Origin of the sequence: Nocardia sp. NPDC051052, assembly GCF_044456045.1 — a bacterium.
Taxonomy (GTDB): Bacteria; Actinomycetota; Actinomycetes; order Mycobacteriales; family Mycobacteriaceae; genus Nocardia.
Genome location: NZ_JBITFL010000004.1, coordinates 129,349 through 145,297 on the forward strand (window position 1 = coordinate 129,349; position 15,949 = coordinate 145,297).

Below are 15,949 nucleotides of genomic sequence, written 5' to 3' on the forward strand. Positions count from 1 at the left end.
CGTTCTTACCGCCCGCAGCCGTCGCGGAGTGACCGCCGCCAGCCACCGGGGTAGTGGTAGTACCCTGCCGCACAGCTCGCGACAAGATTCATTCTGAACCGATGACGTGTGCACCGATGCCGTTTGCCGCATGTCGGGCAAACATGCCGCCAGGCGCGCCCGAACGTCGTCGGGGTGCGCCCGGGGATCAGGCCGACATGGGCAGCTGGTCGGCCTCGGTGAGCGGTGCGTCGGAACCGGCGAGGTAGCGCTGCAGGGTGGAGCGATCGTCCAGCACCAGCCAGGAGATCGCGTCGGTGAGTTCACCGCGCCGCGCCTTGGTGGTCACGCCGACGGTGGTCCCCAGCATGAACGTCCCGTCCACGGCGACCGGTACCGGTGTGCCGCCGATCTTGACGACGGCCCGCTCGGCGACCACGGACTCGATCTCGTCGGTGATGGCGATGGCGACCCGGGTGCCGGTGCGGGCGCCGATCCTGAGCAGCAGCCTGGCCAGCCGGTTCGACCAGCGATCGAGCTCGGCGTAGGTGAGCGCGCAGTCGGCGGTGGACACCACGACCGCGTTCGGATCGACCTCGGCGACGGGCCGCGCGAGCGGCAGGTGGCGGATGTTGCCGGCGAGCGTATCGGTCAGCGTGTGCATTGTGGTCGTCCCTCGAAGTCTCGGTGAAGAGGTTCTCTTGCGTACCTCTAAATCTCGTCTACGAGGGGAAACTTCGACAGCAACCCAAGCGCTGGTGGTGGTACCTCCCAGGGTGGAGAAATCTGCACCCTGGGGGTACTGCGGAACTAGACCACCTGTCGGTTGCTGTCGCGGCAGGTCAATCGGTGACGAAGCCGTTGAGCGTGCCGTTCAGATCGGTGAGCAGGGCGCGGGCGGCGACGAGGCCGTTGCCGTGCCAGACGGTGTCCTCGACGGCGAAGACGCGTTTGTCGGTCGCGGCGCCGAGGTCCTTGAAGTCGTCGGTGCGCATCACCGTCTCGCCGTGCTTCTTGCCCTGTTCGCCGGCGAGGATCACGTAGATCAGGTCGCCCTCCACCTTGGTGGCGAACTGGTCGGGGGCGACGTCGAAGGAGGGGCCGCGCTGCGCGGCGGGGCGCTGCACCCCCACGTCACCGAGGATCTGGCCCGCGAAGCTGTTGTTGCCCTGAACCTCGTTGGTATCGGCGGTGAACCGCAGCAGCGAGGCCTGGGTCTGCGGGGCGGAGATCGCGTTGCCGATATCGGTCGCCTCGGTGCGGTAGTTCTCCAGCGCGGTGTCCGCGGCCGCCTTTCGGCCCAATCCCGTTGCGAGCGCGGTGAATTCGGCCTGCCAGCTGTTGTTCGAGCCGACCAGCACGGTGGGTGCGATGTCCCGCAGTGCGTCGAAACTCACGGTGGCGGTGGGGATGTCGCCGAGGATGAGATCAGGGTGCAGATCGGCGATCAGCGCCGGATTCGGCTGTGCGGCCGTGCCGACGCCGGGAATCTTCAGCACGCCGGTGCCGAGGTAGGCGGGTTGCGGGACCGGGCCGTCGAGGGTGACCGCGCCGACGACGCGTTCCCACAGACCGACCGCGCACACCGCGTCCAGCGCCGAGGTGGTCAGTACGACGATGCGCTGCGGGTCGGCGGGCACCTCCGAGACGCCGGCGGCGTGCGTGACGCTGCGCGTGCTGCCACCGGCCGGATCGGGTGCGCTCGGCAGCGCGCAGGCCTTGGTGGTGTCGCGCTCGAGCCCGATGACGCCCGCACCGGCGATGTTGGTGGTGGTGTGGACGATGCTGCTCGCGTCGTCGGGCTTACTGCTGCAGCCCGCCGCGACGACGGTCGCGCATAACGCCGCGACGGCGACGATCCGGCGCGCCACGCGGGCGGTGCCGGATCGGGGTGAAGCTGTGCGGTTTCGGGTACGAACGAAGGCGCTCAGCGGCATGCGGGTGAGGGTACATGCGTGGACGCGGCCGGCGGGGGAGAGGTCAGCGCCGCCGCGTGCCGTATTCCATGGCGTGCACGAGTCGGCGGGCGGCCGGTATGCCGCACACCGGCCTCGGCCGCGCGGAATCCCGCTGTCGGACAGGGAATTCCGCGCGACCGCGGGATCAACCCTTGTCCCCGCCGATGCTGAACCGCGCGCCGGTGACATCGGTGACCGTCGCCAGCCTGCCGAATTCGCTGTCCTCGGGCGGCCGGACCACCGCACCGCCCAGCTCGACGACCTTGGTGACCGTCTTGTCCACATCGTTCGCGCCGAAATACACACCCCAGGCCCCGGGGACACCCTCGGGCAGGAACGCCGAGGCATCGAGGACACCACCCAGCATCGGGCTGTTTGAGTGAATGGTGGTGTAGCGGAACTCTTCTGCGTCCGAGATGGTGAACGGGTCCTGCCAGCCGAAGACGTCACGGTAGAAATCGAGCGCGGTGCCGTAGGCCCGGGTGTGCAGCTCGAACCAGGACGGCACGCCCTCGTTGTCGCCCCATTTGCCACCGGCGACCAAGGCAGCGGTCTCGATGCCACGGAAGGTGCCCGCCTGCCAGACGCCGACGCCCGCGCCGCCCGCGTCGCCGAGTACGGCCATGCTGCCGAGATCGCCGACCTGCATCGGCGGCACCACCACGGAGCCACCCTGTGCGACAGCCTTGTCCGCGGTCGCCTGGATATCGGTGCTGGCGAGGTAGACGGTCCACTGCTCGGGCGCGTCGGTGTCACCCTCGGTGTGTCCCATCGCGCCCGCGACCGCGAGACCCTGCTGCCGGAACGTGACATATCCGCCGAACTCCTCGGGTGCGCGCTCGGCGGTCCACCCGAACAGCTCGCCATAGAACGCGATGCTGCGGTCGAGATCGGAAGAGTAGAGATCGACCCAGCAGGGATCGCCGGGCTTGGGCTGGTTCTGGTCGGTCATCGCTGGTCTCCTTGGCAGGGGTGGAACACTGGTCACCGATATAGACGTCTGCCGCGAACGAAACTCATCGCTGCCGCCGGGTCCGCCCACCAACGAAATACGACACAGAGTAGGACCCGTGCGGATTGCTGCGGCAGCACGGTTTACGATTCCAGAAGCGCAAGCGAACTGTCGTCTGTTCCGACATGGGGATGGATGCAAGCAGCGGAGCCTGCGGAGCGAACCTAAAGGCACCTTCAGGAGGATCAGTGACTGCGGTAGAGCCCCAGCCAGTCCAGCAGTTGGAAGCGACTCGGCCGTATCCGGCACGGACCGGGCCGAAGGGTTCGTATCTCTACAAGATGGTCACCACCACCGACCCCAAGGTGCTCGGGGTCATGTACCTGGTGACCGCGATGAGCTTCTTCCTCGTCGGCGGTCTGATGGCCCTGATGATGCGAGCCGAGCTCGCGCGCCCGGGTCTGCAGTTCCTCTCGCCCGAACAGTTCAACCAGCTGTTCACCATGCACGGCACGATCATGCTGCTGTTCTACGCGACCGCGATCGTGTTCGGCTTCGCGAACATCGTGCTCCCGCTGCAGATCGGCGCCCCTGACGTCGCCTTCCCGCGCCTGAACGCGTTCAGCTACTGGCTGTACCTGTTCGGCGGCACGATGGCGACCGCGGGCTTCATCACCCCGGGTGGCGCCGCCGACTTCGGCTGGACCGCCTACACCCCGTTGACCAGCATCCTGCACTCGCCAGGTGTCGGCGCCGACCTCTGGATCCTCGGCCTCGCCGTCTCCGGCCTCGGCACCATCCTCGGCGGCGTCAACATGCTCACCACCGTCGTCTGCCTGCGTGCCCCCGGCATGACCATGTTCCGGTTGCCGATCTTCACCTGGAACATCGCCGTCACCAGCGTGCTTGTCCTGCTTGCCTTCCCGCTGCTCACCGCCGCGCTGTTCGGCCTCGCCTACGACCGCCACCTCGGTGGCCACATCTACGATCCGGCGACCGGCGGCGTGCTGCTCTATCAGCACTTGTTCTGGTTCTTCGGGCATCCGGAGGTCTACATCATCGCGCTGCCGTTCTTCGGCATCGTGTCCGAGATCTTCCCGGTGTTCTCGCGTAAGCCGATCTTCGGTTACACCACGCTGGTCTACGCGACACTCGGCATCGCCGCGCTGTCGATCGCGGTGTGGGCGCACCACATGTACGCCACCGGTGCCGTGCTGCTGCCGTACTTCTCGTTCATGACGTTCCTGATCGCGGTTCCGACGGGCGTGAAGTTCTTCAACTGGATCGGCACCATGTGGCGCGGGCAGTTGACGTTCGAGACGCCGATGCTGTGGTCGATCGGCTTCCTGGTGACCTTCCTCTTCGGTGGTCTCTCGGGTGTCATTCTGGCCAGCCCGCCGCTGGACTTCCACGTCACCGACTCGTACTTCGTTGTCGCGCACTTCCATTACGTGCTCTTCGGCACCATTGTGTTCGCCACCTTCGCAGGCATCTACTTCTGGTTCCCGAAGATCACCGGCCGGATGATGGACGAGCGCCTCGGCAAGTGGCACTTCTGGACCACCTTCGTCGGCTTCCACACCACGTTCCTGGTGCAGCACTGGCTGGGTGCCGAGGGCATGCCGCGTCGTTACGCCGACTACCTGCCCAGCGACGGTTTCACCACCCTGAACACGATCTCCACGATCGGCGCGTTCATCCTGGGTGCCTCGATGTTGCCGTTCCTCTGGAACGTCTTCAAGAGCTTCCGCTACGGCGAAGTTGTCACCGTGGATGACCCGTGGGGCTACGGCAACTCCCTCGAGTGGGCGACCACCTGCCCGCCGCCGCGGCACAACTTCTACGAGCTGCCGCGGATCCGGTCCGAACGTCCGGCGTTCGAGCTGCACTACCCGCACATGGTCGAGCGGATGCGCGCCGAGGCGCACGTCGGCTGGGGCTCGGGTAAGCACGCCACCGACGTCCACGAAGGCGCAGTGGTCACCAAGTAGGACTCAGTAACGACGACGAGTGTGCACCTGCTGGTCAACGGCGGGTGCATGCGCGTTTACTCTGCAAATGGTTACGCATACGGCCCTTCGCATGTGTCAATTGCTCGCCGCGAGGTGCTTCGGTTAGGCGGGCGCTGGTGCCGAGGTGTAGGTCGCTGCTGGAGCTAGTTGCAGTACCGGAGCGACGTGACAACGAGGTCAAGCGCAACTTCTAGCCTGGAGTGGATCAGTTGGCCGACACCACCGTTCTCGTCACCGTCACCGGACCCGACCGTCCCGGTGTGACGTCCGTGCTGCTCGCGGCGATGTCGCGGCACCACGTGAGCCTGCTGGATGTCGAGCAGGTCGTCATTCGCGGCCGGCTGACCCTCGGCGTGCTGGTCACCTGTCCGGGCGACCCGGAGTCGCTGCAGGACGAGCTCGAAGAGGCAATGAATACCGTCGGCGTGCACGTCGACGTGGAGGTCGACGCCGCGATCGGCCGGGAGCCGATGTCCACCCACGCGGTGGTCATCCTGGGCGCCCCGGTCACCGCGCACGCGTTCAGCGCGGTGTCGCGGCAACTGGCTGCCCTCGGCGCCAATATCGACACCATTCGCGGGATCGCGGACTACCCGGTCACCGGGATGGAGTTGCTGGTCACCGCGACCGACACCGGGGCGGGCGCCGACTACCGGCTGCGCACGGCGCTGGCCGAGGTCGCGGTGGCCGAGCGGGTCGACGTCGCGGTGGAACGGGCCGGGCTGGCCCGCCGGGCCAAGCGCCTCATCGTGTTCGACGTCGACTCGACCCTCATCCAGGGTGAGGTGATCGAGATGCTCGCCGCGCACGCGGGCGTGGAGGAGGAGGTCCGCAAGGTCACCGAGTCCGCCATGCGCGGCGAGATCGACTTCGGCGAATCGCTGCGGCAGCGGGTCGCGACCCTCGAAGGCCTGGACGAGTCGGTGATCGAGGAGGTGGCCGACCGGATCGAGCTGACCCCCGGCGCGCGCACCACCATTCGCACGCTGCGCAGGCTCGGCTTCCGCTGCGGCGTGGTGTCGGGTGGCTTCCGTCAGGTGATCGAGCCGCTGGCGCACGAACTCGAGCTGGACTTCGTGCAGGCCAACACCCTGGAGATCAAGGCGGGCAAGCTGACCGGCCGGGTCGTCGGCGAGATCGTCGACCGCGCGGCCAAGGCCACCGCGCTGCGCAAGTTCGCGGCCGAGGCCGGGGTGCCGATGGAGCAGACGGTCGCGGTCGGCGACGGCGCCAACGACATCGACATGCTCAACGCGGCCGGCCTCGGGGTGGCGTTCAACGCCAAGCCAGCGTTGCGCGAGATCGCCGACGCGGCACTGTCGCACCCCTATCTGGATGCGGTGCTGTACGTCCTCGGCGTCACCAGGCACGAGGTAGAGGCCGCCGATGCCCGCGACGGAGGGGTGCGGCGGGTGCCACTCGTCGAGCAGTGAACGGCCAGTAGCACCGGAGCGGCCACCCGGCGGGCGCACCCGATACCAATGGCCGGATCCGGTCGGCACCGTCGGTAAGCTGGCGCCGACCAGGATCGTCAGGGCGAAATCGGAGGGTGCGTTGCGGAAATCTCTGCTTGTGCTGCTGCTCGGGTTGGCTGTTGTCGGGTGCGGCAAGAACGATTCGTCCTCGGACGCGACCTCCTCGGCCGCGCCGAGCTCGAGCCAGGGGCCCGCCCCGGTGACGGCCGGTGAGGGCGACAACGGACAGGAACGACAGGTCGCCGTCGGGCAGTCCCTGGTGGTGACGCTGCCCTCGAATCCGTCCACCGGATACCTGTGGCAGATCACCGGGCTGGACGCGAATCTGCTTCAGGCGCAAGGTGATCCGGGGTTCAAGCCGGATCCGGACGTGCCGGTCGCGCCCGGCTCCGGTGGCGGCGCGGTGTGGACCTTCGTCGGTAAGGCCGCGGGGATCACCAAGCTCTCGATGGACTATCTGCGGCCGTGGGAGCAGGGTGTCGAGCCCGCGCAAACGTATTCATTGACGGTCAAGGTGGAGTGATGTCGAGCATCCCGGAATGTGGTGCCGGAGTCCGGGACGAGCGGGAAAGCCCGGCTCCGCCGGTCGAATTCGATGAGGAGGGGTTCCGCGTCCGGCACGCGGAACTGGCACAGGGCTACGGCGGCGCGGGCGACCCGGACGATCCGGCCATGGTGCAAGCCATGCAGATCGTGCTGCACCTACCCAAACTGGATCCGCCGCCGCGTAGCGCGCTGCTTGCCGCGGCGGCGACCGCGTCGGTGGCGCTGTGTTTGGACGCGCGGGTCGGTCCCGGCGGCGAGTGGGCGCCGCGCTACCTGGCCTGGAAGCGCTCACGCATCCGCAAGGTAGCCCGGCGCGCCCGCGGTGCCCAGTGGCTCGTGGCGAACGAGGTGGACGGTGTCACAGTCGATTTCGACGGTGCGCAGGCACGAGCGTTCGTGCCGGGGCCGGTCGGTGACCTCGACCCGCGGATCAGGCGTTTGCAGATCGGTGGCACCGACCTCGAGCACGACGACCCGGGTCCCGCCGATCCCGAACTGCCGGTGCTGTGGGTCGCCGCCGAACTGGGCATGACACTGGGCAAGGCCGCCGCGCAGGTGGGTCACGCCAGCATGTTGCTGGCGGGTGCGTTGACCGCGCAGCAGGCATTGCGCTGGGCCGAGCAGGAATTCCGTTGCTCCGTAAGGGAAGCCGATGCGCGACAATGGAAGGCATTAGTCGATGAGGTCGCGCGCGGCACGGCGGTGGCGGTGCGCGACGCCGGGTTCACCGAGGTGGCGCCCGGCTCGATGACGGTGATCGCGGCGCCGGCCCGGTCGACGTAGCCGCCGGAAAACGCCCGCGCTGAATGAGCGTTGCGCGGGTCGGAATGGGGTATCACTCTGAGCAACTTCACCGAGGACGTTGTGCCCTACCTTCGCTGAGCCCGCTGGGCGGAGGCTGAATATATCGGCATCGCGGCCTTGCCGACCGAAGGAAGGACCAGCTATGACGACGCTGCTGGTGATTCTCGCCCTGTGGGTGCTCCTGTCGGTTCCCTTGGCTCTCATCGTGGCCCGGCTGCTACACAAGTCGGACGATGAGGACCATCACCATCCCGACCAACCCGACGACCAGCGCGTTCGCGATCTCTTCGCGCTCGGCCGCCGCCGCTGACCCAAGCGACACGCTTTTCAGACCCGCCCGCGTTGGCGAGTAGCCGGGCGGGTGGGCCAAGATGGACCGCGTGCCGCAACCGGATCCCGATCTGCTCATCGATTTCACCGACGTCACCGTTCGCCGTTCGGGCCACACGCTCGTCGGCCCGGTGACCTGGCAGGTCGAGCTCGACGAACGCTGGGTCGTGCTCGGCCCCAACGGCGCGGGCAAGACCTCCCTGCTCCGCATGGCCGCTGCCGAGATGCACCCGACCTCGGGCGCCGCCCATCTGCTCGGTGAGGTGCTCGGCAAGGTCGACATCAGCGAGTTGCGGCCGCGGATCGGCTTGTCGTCCGCCGCGGTCGCGGGGCGGGTGCCGCGGGACGAGAAGGTCAGCGATCTGGTGGTGTCGGCGGGGTACGCGGTGCTCGGCCGCTGGCGCGAGCGCTACGACGACGTCGACACCGACCGCGCCGTCGACATGCTGGAAAGCCTAGGCGCGGAACATCTTTCGGACCGAACCTACGGCACGCTGTCGGAGGGCGAGCGCAAACGGGTGATGATCGCCCGCGCGCTGATGACCGATCCGGAACTGTTGCTGCTCGACGAACCGGCCGCGGGGCTCGACCTCGGCGGCCGCGAGGAACTGGTGGAGCGCCTCGGCGATCTCGCCGCCGACCCGGACTCGCCCGCCATCGTCCTGGTCACCCATCACGTCGAGGAGATCCCGCCCGGCTTCACGCACGGGCTGTTGCTCAACGAAGGCGAAGTCGTCTCGCAAGGTCTGCTCACCGACGTGCTGACCTCCGAAAACCTGAGCGACGCCTTCCGTCAGTCCATCGCGCTGGACCGCGTGGACGGCCGCTACTTCGCCCGCCGCGCTCGCCGCGCCGGAAAGCACCGCACCCGCTGACCCGCTGCCCGTGACGGCGCTCACCAAGCGCGCGTTAGGGTGCAGGGGTGAGTGAGACAAATGCGCAGGCTGACTCTCAGCCGGTCCCGTCGCCCAAGGACGCGTCGACGGTGATGCTGGTGCGCGATGGCGCTGCCGGACCCGAGATATTCCTGCAGCGCAGGGTTGGCGCGATGGCCTTCGCCGCAGGCATGACGGTGTTTCCCGGCGGCGGGGTGGATCTGTCGGACGGTACGGCCGATATCGAGTGGGCCGGGCCCGAACCCGCTTGGTGGGCCGAGCGTTTCGCCACCACCGAGCCGCGTGCCAAGGCGCTCGTCTGCGCCGCCGTGCGTGAGACGTTCGAGGAATGCGGTGTGCTGCTTGCCGGTCCGACCGCCGACACTGTCGTCTCCGACACCACCGGCTATCGCGAGGCGCGAGGCCAGCTGGAACGCCGCGAGCTCTCGCTGGCCGGTTTCCTGGCCGCGGAAAAACTGGTGCTGCGCGCGGATCTGCTTCGGCCGTGGGCGAATTGGATCACTCCGGTGGTCGAGCCGCGGCGCTACGACACCAGATTCTTCGTCGCGGTACTGCCCGCCGGGCAGCTGGCCGACGGTGCCACCTCCGAGGCGGCCGAGGTGCAGTGGCGTACGCCGGCCGAGGCGCTGGACCGCTGGCGGGCAGGCACCGACATCCTGTTGCCGCCCACCTGGTCGCAATTGGACGCGCTCGGTGAATTCGATTCCACCGCCGCGATTTTCGCCGCCGAGCCGGTCATCGAGCCGATCATGCCGGTCCTGTCCGCCGACACCGGCGCGCGAATGCTGAGTTTCCCGGACGGGGAGCGCTACTTCGCCGGTCTCCCGGATGCGAGCAGGCTCAAGGGATCCGTCCGCAAGTGAGGCAGCGGACGGCCGGTAGCGTGGCGTCCCATGGCCGAATTCGTGACCCTGGATCTGCTCGAGGGTGATACCGCGCGCCGCGTCGCCGTCCTCCGGATCGCCCGCCCGCCGATGAACCTGGTGAACGCGCAGCTGGTGCGGGAGCTGGCCGAAGCGGCCGACATCGTCGCCGCGGACCCGGCGGTCGCCGCGGTGCTGCTCTACGGCGACGAGCGCGTCTTCTCGGCGGGCGACGACCTGACCGAGCTGGCCGGGCTGAGCGAAGACCAGGCCCGCGCGATGGCAGGCGACCTGCAGCGCGACCTCGGCTGCCTGGCCCGGCTGCCGCAGCCGACCGTCGCGGCGATCAGCGGCTATTGCCTCGGCGGCGGCCTGGAACTCGCGCTCGGCGCCGACCGGCGGATCATCGGCGACAACGTCAAGCTCGGCCTGCCGCAGATCAAGGCCGGGCTCATCCCGTTGGCCGGGATCCGGCGGCTGTCCCTGCTGGTCGGGCCGGGACCGGCCAAGGATCTCGTCTACAGCGGCCGCTTCGTCGACGCCGAGGAAGCTCGCACGCTGGGTCTGGTCGACGAGGTCGTGCCGCCCGACGACGTATACACCGCCGCGCTGACGTGGGCTCAGCAGTTCACCGCCGGCCCGGCCCGCGCCCTCGCCGCCGCGAAGGCGGTCTTCGAGGCGGGCCCGCATGGGCTCGACCGTGCACAGACCGAATGGTCTGATTTGTTCGGCACCGAGGACCGTCGAATCGGGACCGAGTCCTACCTGGCAGACGGCCCGGGCTCGGCCGCGTTCGTCGGTCGGTGAGTGGTGCCTGATGGCACGCGTGTTGCTACTGCACACCGGTCTATTTCGTGCTGCCCGCCGTTACGCCTGATTTCGTGAGTACTGGGGTAGCTCGTCGGGTGCGCCCGGAACTGGGCTAGCACCTGACCGCCGTGCCGGTGGCGGAATCGAGTTGTACACCCGACCGGCAAAATAGGCGCAGAGGCAGACACGCTAGGCTTGGCCTCCATGACGGTACGTCCCGACGACCCCGCGCCTCACCCGCACGCAACCGAGGCAGAGGTCGAAGCAGCGCGCAAGGATACGAAGCTCGCCCAGGTGCTCTATCACGACTGGGAAGCGGAGACCTACGACGACAAATGGTCGATTTCCTATGACGAACGCTGCATCGAATATGCCCGCGGCCGGTTCGACGCGGCCGTCGGCCCGGCGCCGCTGCCGTACGACCGGGCCCTCGAACTCGGCTGTGGCACCGGCTTCTTTTTGCTGAACCTGATGCAGGGCGGTGTGGCCAAGTCCGGCTCCGTCACCGACCTGTCGCCGGGCATGGTGAAGGTCGCGCTGCGCAACGCCGAGCACCTCGGCCTCGACGTGGACGGCCGGGTCGCCGACGCCGAAACCATCCCGTACGAGGACGACACCTTCGATCTCGTGTGCGGGCACGCGGTGCTGCACCACATCCCCGACGTCGAACTCGCGCTGAAGGAATGCCTGCGCGTGCTCAAGCCCGGCGGGCGCTTCGTCTTCGCGGGCGAGCCGACCACCGCGGGTAACTTCTACGCGCGTTGGCTCGGCCGGGCCACCTGGAAGGCCACCACCACCGTCACCAAGCTGCCGCAGCTGGCCGGGTGGCGGCGTCCGCAGACCGAGCTCGACGAGTCCTCGCGGGCCGCGGCGCTCGAGGCGGTCGTCGACCTGCACACCTTCGATCCGCGCGACCTGGAGCGGATGGCCGGTTCGGCCGGTGCCGTCGACGTCAAGGCGACCACCGAGGAGTTCGCGGCCGCGCTGTGGGGCTGGCCGGTGCGTACCTTCGAGGCGGCCGTGCCCGACGAGAAGCTCACCATGGGCTACCGGCTGGCCATGTTCAAGGCTTGGCAGCGGCTGAGCTGGCTGGACGAGAATGTCATGCGCCGGGTGGTGCCGCGTCAGTTCTTCTACAACGCGATGATCACCGGCGTGAAGCCCAGGGGGCTGGAAGGCGGCGGAGCCGCCGGGGCGGATGAATTCAGCCTTTCCGCCGAGTAGTGGGCTACAGCTTCAGTCGAGAAGATGTCGCTTTTCTCGGGAGCACAGCGGGCACTGCCGCGCTGACCGAGGTGGATCGGCTGGAGCTGTCCCCAGCGACGCACCTGCGTGATCTGGAGCGGGTGCGTCGCGAACACGGCGCGTGGGCGGCGGCGCTCGTCGAAACGGTGCGGTTGCGCCGCAAAGCGGGTGCCAAGCTCATCGACGCGGGGGACTGGCTGTTCACCGACGACGCACTCCAGCAGGCGACCCCGACGTTGGTCGCCCGGCAGCGGGCTGCCCGGTTGGCCGGGCGGGCCGTGCACGATGTGACGTGTTCGATCGGTGCGGAGCTGGCCGAGCTGGCGCGGGTGTGTCCCGCCGTCATAGGCAGCGATCTGGATGACGCGCGGCTGTCGATGGCCGCGCACAACCTCACCGGACGCCGAAACGTGTTGCTGGCCAAGGCGGATGCGCTGGTGCCGGTGAGCAGGGGCACCGTCGTCATCGCCGATCCCGCGCGGCGCGCGGACGGTCGGCGCACGCACGACCCGGCCAAGTTGCAGCCGCCGCTACCCGACCTGCTCGCCGCGTACCCGGACCGTGATCTCGCCGTAAAGTGCGCCCCCGGACTGGATTTCGACCGACTCGACTGGGCTGGTGAAATCGAGGTGGTCTCCCTCGACGGCGCGGTCCGCGAGGCGTGCCTGTGGTCGGCGGGCCTGACCGAACCCGGGATCACCCGCCGCGCGACCGTATCGTCCTCGGCCGGAACATCTTTCACCCTCACCGACGCGAACCCCGACGAGATTCCCGAACAAGACCCCGGTGACTGGATCATCGATCCGGACGGCGCCGTCGTCCGCGCCGGGCTGGTCCGCCACTACGCCGCGAAACACGGCCTCTGGCAACTGGACCCACGCATCGCCTACCTCACCGGCAACACCGTCCCGCCGGGGACCCGAGGCTTCCGCATTGTCGACCGTCTCGACTACCGCGAGAAAACCCTCCGCGCCGAACTCCGCCGCCACGACTGCGGCCCCCTGGAAATCCTGATCCGCGGCGTCGACGTGGACCCCGACAAACTCCGCCGCACCCTCAAACCCCAAGGCGCCCACCCCTTCACCCTGGTGATCACCCGAATAGGCCGCACGCCAACGGCTTTCCTGTGCACCGCCGTCGCAGCCGCGCGCTGACCGGCGGCTGCCTCAGCGCTCGGGTTTGAAGACGAACAGTTCGCCGATGCGGGTGGCGACGACGACCTCGCCCTGTGCGCCGATCGAGGTGCCGGTGGTGCTGCCTTGCGCGCCGGGCAGGACATCGGAATCGATGGTGCTGCCGGTCTTGGTGTCGAAGGTGATGAGGTTCAGGCCCTCGCCGATCGCCGCGGCGGTGTAGCCGGTGCCGCCCGCGGTTTGCACCGGGGTGCCGCGCAGGTCGAGGTCCTTACGCTCCCAAGCGATTTCCGGCGCGTCACCCTTGTCGCGCAGCGCGAGCAGGTAGCCCTCGTCGCCGGACGGGATGATCAGGCCGTCGCTGGACACCGAAATGCCGCCGCGCGGCGTCCATTCCAGCGGCTGCACCCATTTGGTGCGTCCGTCGGCGGTGTCGACGGCGATCAGCCGGTTGGTGTTGTCGCCCACGTAGACGGTCTTGCCGTCGGTGGAAAGGGTCGGGCTGGTGGCGCTGCCGCCGAACAGCAGGTCTGCGCTCCACTCCTGCTGGATCTTGTTGTCCGCGTAGCGGAGTGCGACGAGCGCGGCGGTCGGCTTGCCCGGCTGCCATACCGTGACGAAGAAGCGCCCGGTGGCGGTGTCCAGGGCCGAGATGTTCGCGACCGGGCACTGCGGTTCGCCGGCGTGGCAATCGCCGAGGCCCTGCCCGGCATCCGGCCAGGTGAGGTTCGGGTTGTTCAGGAAGTCCGGCTGGCCGAGCAGCTGCACGGTGGAGACGACGCGCTGGCCGGTCTGCCGGGAGAGCACGTCGACCTGACCGGACTGGGTGACCGTCAACAGGTTTCCGTCGCCGGTGAACTGCGCCGAGATCGGGGCGCCCGCCACCGTGGTGCGCCACCTCGGCTGGCCGAGGTAGTTGAAGGAGATCACCGCGCCGACGTTGTCCTTGTCGTCGCCGACATAGACATTGGTCATGCCGTCCACCACCGACGGCGTCGCGATCGCGGTCGGGCCGAGCCCGCTGCAGAAACGCTTGCGCCCGGTCAGCATCTGGAAGGAGTAGAGGGTGCAGGTCGGCGTGTTCGTGGTGAGGAACAGCTGTCCGTCGGGGCCGATGGTGACCGGCTCGGCGATCGGGCCGCCGATCGGGCGCGACCAGCTCAGCCCGATCTTCTTGGCGCCGGTCACCGGACTGCTGCCACCGTTGCGGCCGTCGTGATACGCGGCGGGCCAGCCCTTACCCGGGCCGACCGCGATGTCATCGACATCGGTGCCACAGCCTGCCACTGCCAGCGCACCGACCGCGGCCAGCGACGCAACTACCCGCAGCCGGGACGGTCGCCACATGGAACTAGCCAGTACGCCACTTCGCACCTGCTGCACTCCTGTCGTCGTTTCCGCTCGCACGAGACTAAAGCGTGCCGACCCACAACTCTGGAGCGACCCGGTTCGGGTGTACGCGTGTGGATTCGGGGGCGCCGCCCGCGGCGCAGCAGTCACTGTACGGTAGGGGCCCGCGCGAGTGTACGAGTCCTGCCGTTGCGGTTCGCGCGCGTGCGCGGTCCGCGCCCGAATCGACGCCGACCGCGCCCGTTATGCTCTACCCGTCGTCATCGAGGTGGCGACGAGCCGTTGGACCACGACAGGAGAACCGTTCGTGACGAGCATGTGGGGCGCACCGTTGCGCTCGCGCTGGCGAGGATCGCGCCGCCGGGATCCGCAGCAGGCGCGCTTTCTGACCGCGGCGTCGCTGCGCTGGGTGCTCGCGAACCGGGCGTACACGCCCTGGTACCTGGTGCGCTACTACCGGCTGCTCAAGTTCCGGCTGGCCAACCCGCACATCGTGTTGCGCGGCATGGTCTTCCTCGGCAAGCGGGTGGAGGTGCATGCCACCCCCGAGCTGGGCCGGATGGAGATCGGCCGCTGGGTACACATCGGCGACGGCAACGCCATCCGCTGCCACGAGGGTTCGCTGCGCATCGGCGACAAGGTGGTGTTCGGCAAGGACAACGTCGTCAACACCTACCTCGACATCGAGATCGGCGAATCCACCCTGGTCGCCGACTGGTGCTACATCTGCGACTTCGACCACAAGATGGACGACATCACCCTGCCGATCAAGGATCAGGGCATCGTGAAGAGTCCCGTCCGGATCGGTCCCGACACCTGGATCGCCGCCAAGGTCACGGTGCTGCGGGAGACGCGGGTCGGCCGCGGCTGTGTGCTCGGTGCGCACGCCGTCGTCAAGGGCGAGATCCCGGATTACAGCATCGCGGTCGGCGCGCCGGCCAAGGTCGTCAAGAACCGCAAGGACGCCTGGGAGGCGAGCGCCGAGGAGCGCGCGAAATACCTTGCGGCGCTGGAAGATATCGAGCGTAAAAAGAACGGCGCCAAGACGGCATGACGCGCTACGCCGCACTGTTGCGCGGGATCGCGCCGAGCAACCCGAATATGAGCAACGAGAAGTTGCGCGGCGTGTTCGAGAAGCTGGGGTTCGAGCAGGTCGCCTCGGTGCTGGCGAGCGGCAACATCGTCTTCCAGAGCGCCGACACCGACGTCGGCGATCTCGAGGATCGGATTCAGCAGGCGCTCAACGCCGAATTGGGCATAGCCGGTGGCACCATCATCCGCAGTTACGAAGAGCTGCAAGCACTGCTGGACACCGATCCGTTCCCCGGCCTCACCCACGGCCGCGGCACCTACCTCATCGCCACATTCCTCAAGGACCGCGAAAAGGTCGCCCGCAAGCTGCCCGACCAGCCCGATCCGCTGGCCCGCGTGGTCGGCTACGACAAGCAGTGCGGCACCTACCTCGCGGTGATCGACAACAGCGAACCCGGCAAAACCCCGGACTTCATGAGCTGGCTCGAAAAAACCCACGGCAAAAACATCACCACCCGCACCTGGCTCACCGTCCAGCGCATCGTCAAAAAGATGGCGCCCTAG

16 protein-coding genes are annotated in these 15,949 nt (G+C 68.2%); 12 read left to right on the forward strand and 4 right to left on the reverse strand.

From position 1 onward, the window contains the following. Window positions 1-187: 187 nt before the first annotated feature. The 3 genes from ACIBCN_RS14510 to ACIBCN_RS14520 all read right to left on the reverse strand — a co-directional run bounded on the left by ACIBCN_RS14510 (window position 188) and on the right by ACIBCN_RS14520 (window position 2,889). On the reverse strand, window positions 188-643 hold the full coding sequence (locus ACIBCN_RS14510) for an AMP-binding protein (RefSeq protein WP_396992019.1): 456 nt from the start codon (window positions 641-643) through the stop codon (window positions 188-190). 178 nt (window positions 644-821) lie between these two features. Beyond that, entirely contained in the window at window positions 822-1,916 is a 1,095-nt protein-coding gene (locus ACIBCN_RS14515; protein WP_396992020.1) for an ABC transporter substrate-binding protein, read from the reverse strand. Between the two features lie 166 nt (window positions 1,917-2,082). Then, window positions 2,083-2,889: a VOC family protein gene (locus tag ACIBCN_RS14520; RefSeq protein WP_396992021.1), complete on the reverse strand. Its 807-nt coding sequence runs from the start codon at window positions 2,887-2,889 to the stop codon at window positions 2,083-2,085. A gap of 248 nt (window positions 2,890-3,137) precedes the next feature. On the opposite strand from ACIBCN_RS14520, the gene ctaD reads away from it, so the two are divergent. From ctaD to ACIBCN_RS14570, 10 genes are all read left to right on the forward strand, one after another. Next, window positions 3,138-4,880 (forward strand): cytochrome c oxidase subunit I, encoded by a 1,743-nt coding sequence (gene ctaD / locus ACIBCN_RS14525; protein WP_396992022.1) that lies wholly within the window; start codon window positions 3,138-3,140, stop codon window positions 4,878-4,880. A 230-nt stretch (window positions 4,881-5,110) separates the two neighbouring features. After that, the gene (gene serB / locus ACIBCN_RS14530; RefSeq protein WP_396992023.1) at window positions 5,111-6,334 is read left to right on the forward strand and encodes a phosphoserine phosphatase SerB; all 1,224 of its coding nucleotides are present in this window, start codon (window positions 5,111-5,113) and stop codon (window positions 6,332-6,334) included. Between the two features lie 121 nt (window positions 6,335-6,455). Continuing rightward, complete coding sequence (locus tag ACIBCN_RS14535; RefSeq protein ID WP_396992024.1) at window positions 6,456-6,899, forward strand: protease inhibitor I42 family protein; 444 nt, start codon at window positions 6,456-6,458, stop codon at window positions 6,897-6,899. Beyond that, window positions 6,899-7,705, forward strand: coding sequence for an aminoacyl-tRNA hydrolase (locus tag ACIBCN_RS14540; RefSeq protein ID WP_396992025.1), 807 nt, complete (start codon window positions 6,899-6,901; stop codon window positions 7,703-7,705). Before ACIBCN_RS14535 ends, ACIBCN_RS14540 begins: the two co-directional genes overlap by 1 nt. Window positions 7,706-7,868: 163 nt before the next feature. After that, complete coding sequence (locus ACIBCN_RS14545) at window positions 7,869-8,036, forward strand: hypothetical protein (protein WP_396992026.1); 168 nt, start codon at window positions 7,869-7,871, stop codon at window positions 8,034-8,036. Window positions 8,037-8,097: 61 nt separating this feature from the next. Next, entirely contained in the window at window positions 8,098-8,931 is an 834-nt protein-coding gene (locus ACIBCN_RS14550; protein WP_396992027.1) for an ABC transporter ATP-binding protein, read from the forward strand. A 113-nt stretch (window positions 8,932-9,044) separates the two neighbouring features. After that, window positions 9,045-9,815 carry an NUDIX hydrolase gene (locus ACIBCN_RS14555; RefSeq protein ID WP_396992563.1) on the forward strand — a complete coding sequence of 257 codons (771 nt, stop codon included), beginning with the start codon at window positions 9,045-9,047 and terminating at the stop codon, window positions 9,813-9,815. Between the two features lie 30 nt (window positions 9,816-9,845). Next, window positions 9,846-10,622, forward strand: a complete 777-nt coding sequence (locus ACIBCN_RS14560; protein ID WP_396992028.1) for an enoyl-CoA hydratase-related protein — start codon at window positions 9,846-9,848, stop codon at window positions 10,620-10,622. Window positions 10,623-10,829: 207 nt separating this feature from the next. Then, window positions 10,830-11,849: a class I SAM-dependent methyltransferase gene (locus tag ACIBCN_RS14565; RefSeq protein WP_396992029.1), complete on the forward strand. Its 1,020-nt coding sequence runs from the start codon at window positions 10,830-10,832 to the stop codon at window positions 11,847-11,849. Next, window positions 11,849-13,024, forward strand: a complete 1,176-nt coding sequence (locus tag ACIBCN_RS14570) for a class I SAM-dependent methyltransferase (RefSeq protein WP_396992030.1) — start codon at window positions 11,849-11,851, stop codon at window positions 13,022-13,024. The genes ACIBCN_RS14565 and ACIBCN_RS14570 overlap by 1 nt, the downstream gene beginning before the upstream one ends. Window positions 13,025-13,036: 12 nt before the next feature. Here the strand turns inward: ACIBCN_RS14570 and ACIBCN_RS14575 are convergent, their stop codons facing one another. After that, window positions 13,037-14,350 carry a PQQ-binding-like beta-propeller repeat protein gene (locus ACIBCN_RS14575; protein ID WP_396992564.1) on the reverse strand — a complete coding sequence of 438 codons (1,314 nt, stop codon included), beginning with the start codon at window positions 14,348-14,350 and terminating at the stop codon, window positions 13,037-13,039. Window positions 14,351-14,660: 310 nt separating this feature from the next. Here ACIBCN_RS14575 and ACIBCN_RS14580 point away from each other — a divergent pair, with 310 nt between their 5' ends. After that, the gene (locus tag ACIBCN_RS14580) at window positions 14,661-15,407 is read left to right on the forward strand and encodes an acyltransferase (protein ID WP_396992031.1); all 747 of its coding nucleotides are present in this window, start codon (window positions 14,661-14,663) and stop codon (window positions 15,405-15,407) included. After that, a complete protein-coding gene (locus ACIBCN_RS14585) occupies window positions 15,404-15,949 on the forward strand; it encodes a DUF1697 domain-containing protein (protein WP_396992032.1) in 546 nt (181 codons plus the stop codon). Before ACIBCN_RS14580 ends, ACIBCN_RS14585 begins: the two co-directional genes overlap by 4 nt.

Bases quoted from the DNA above. Each gene is read 5' to 3' on its own strand.
- ACIBCN_RS14540 (WP_396992025.1), top strand. From the start codon at position 6,899: ATGTCGAGCATCCCGGAATGTGGTGCCGGAGTCCGGGACGAGCGGGAA.
- ACIBCN_RS14585 (WP_396992032.1), top strand. From the start codon at position 15,404: ATGACGCGCTACGCCGCACTGTTGCGCGGGATCGCGCCGAGCAACCCG.
- ACIBCN_RS14515 (WP_396992020.1), bottom strand. From the start codon at position 1,916: ATGCCGCTGAGCGCCTTCGTTCGTACCCGAAACCGCACAGCTTCACCC.
- ACIBCN_RS14545 (WP_396992026.1), top strand. From the start codon at position 7,869: ATGACGACGCTGCTGGTGATTCTCGCCCTGTGGGTGCTCCTGTCGGTT.
- ACIBCN_RS14520 (WP_396992021.1), bottom strand. From the start codon at position 2,889: ATGACCGACCAGAACCAGCCCAAGCCCGGCGATCCCTGCTGGGTCGAT.
- ACIBCN_RS14560 (WP_396992028.1), top strand. From the start codon at position 9,846: ATGGCCGAATTCGTGACCCTGGATCTGCTCGAGGGTGATACCGCGCGC.
- ACIBCN_RS14565 (WP_396992029.1), top strand. From the start codon at position 10,830: ATGACGGTACGTCCCGACGACCCCGCGCCTCACCCGCACGCAACCGAG.
- ACIBCN_RS14550 (WP_396992027.1), top strand. From the start codon at position 8,098: ATGGACCGCGTGCCGCAACCGGATCCCGATCTGCTCATCGATTTCACC.
- ACIBCN_RS14555 (WP_396992563.1), top strand. From the start codon at position 9,045: ATGCTGGTGCGCGATGGCGCTGCCGGACCCGAGATATTCCTGCAGCGC.
- ACIBCN_RS14575 (WP_396992564.1), bottom strand. From the start codon at position 14,350: ATGTGGCGACCGTCCCGGCTGCGGGTAGTTGCGTCGCTGGCCGCGGTC.
- ACIBCN_RS14510 (WP_396992019.1), bottom strand. From the start codon at position 643: ATGCACACGCTGACCGATACGCTCGCCGGCAACATCCGCCACCTGCCG.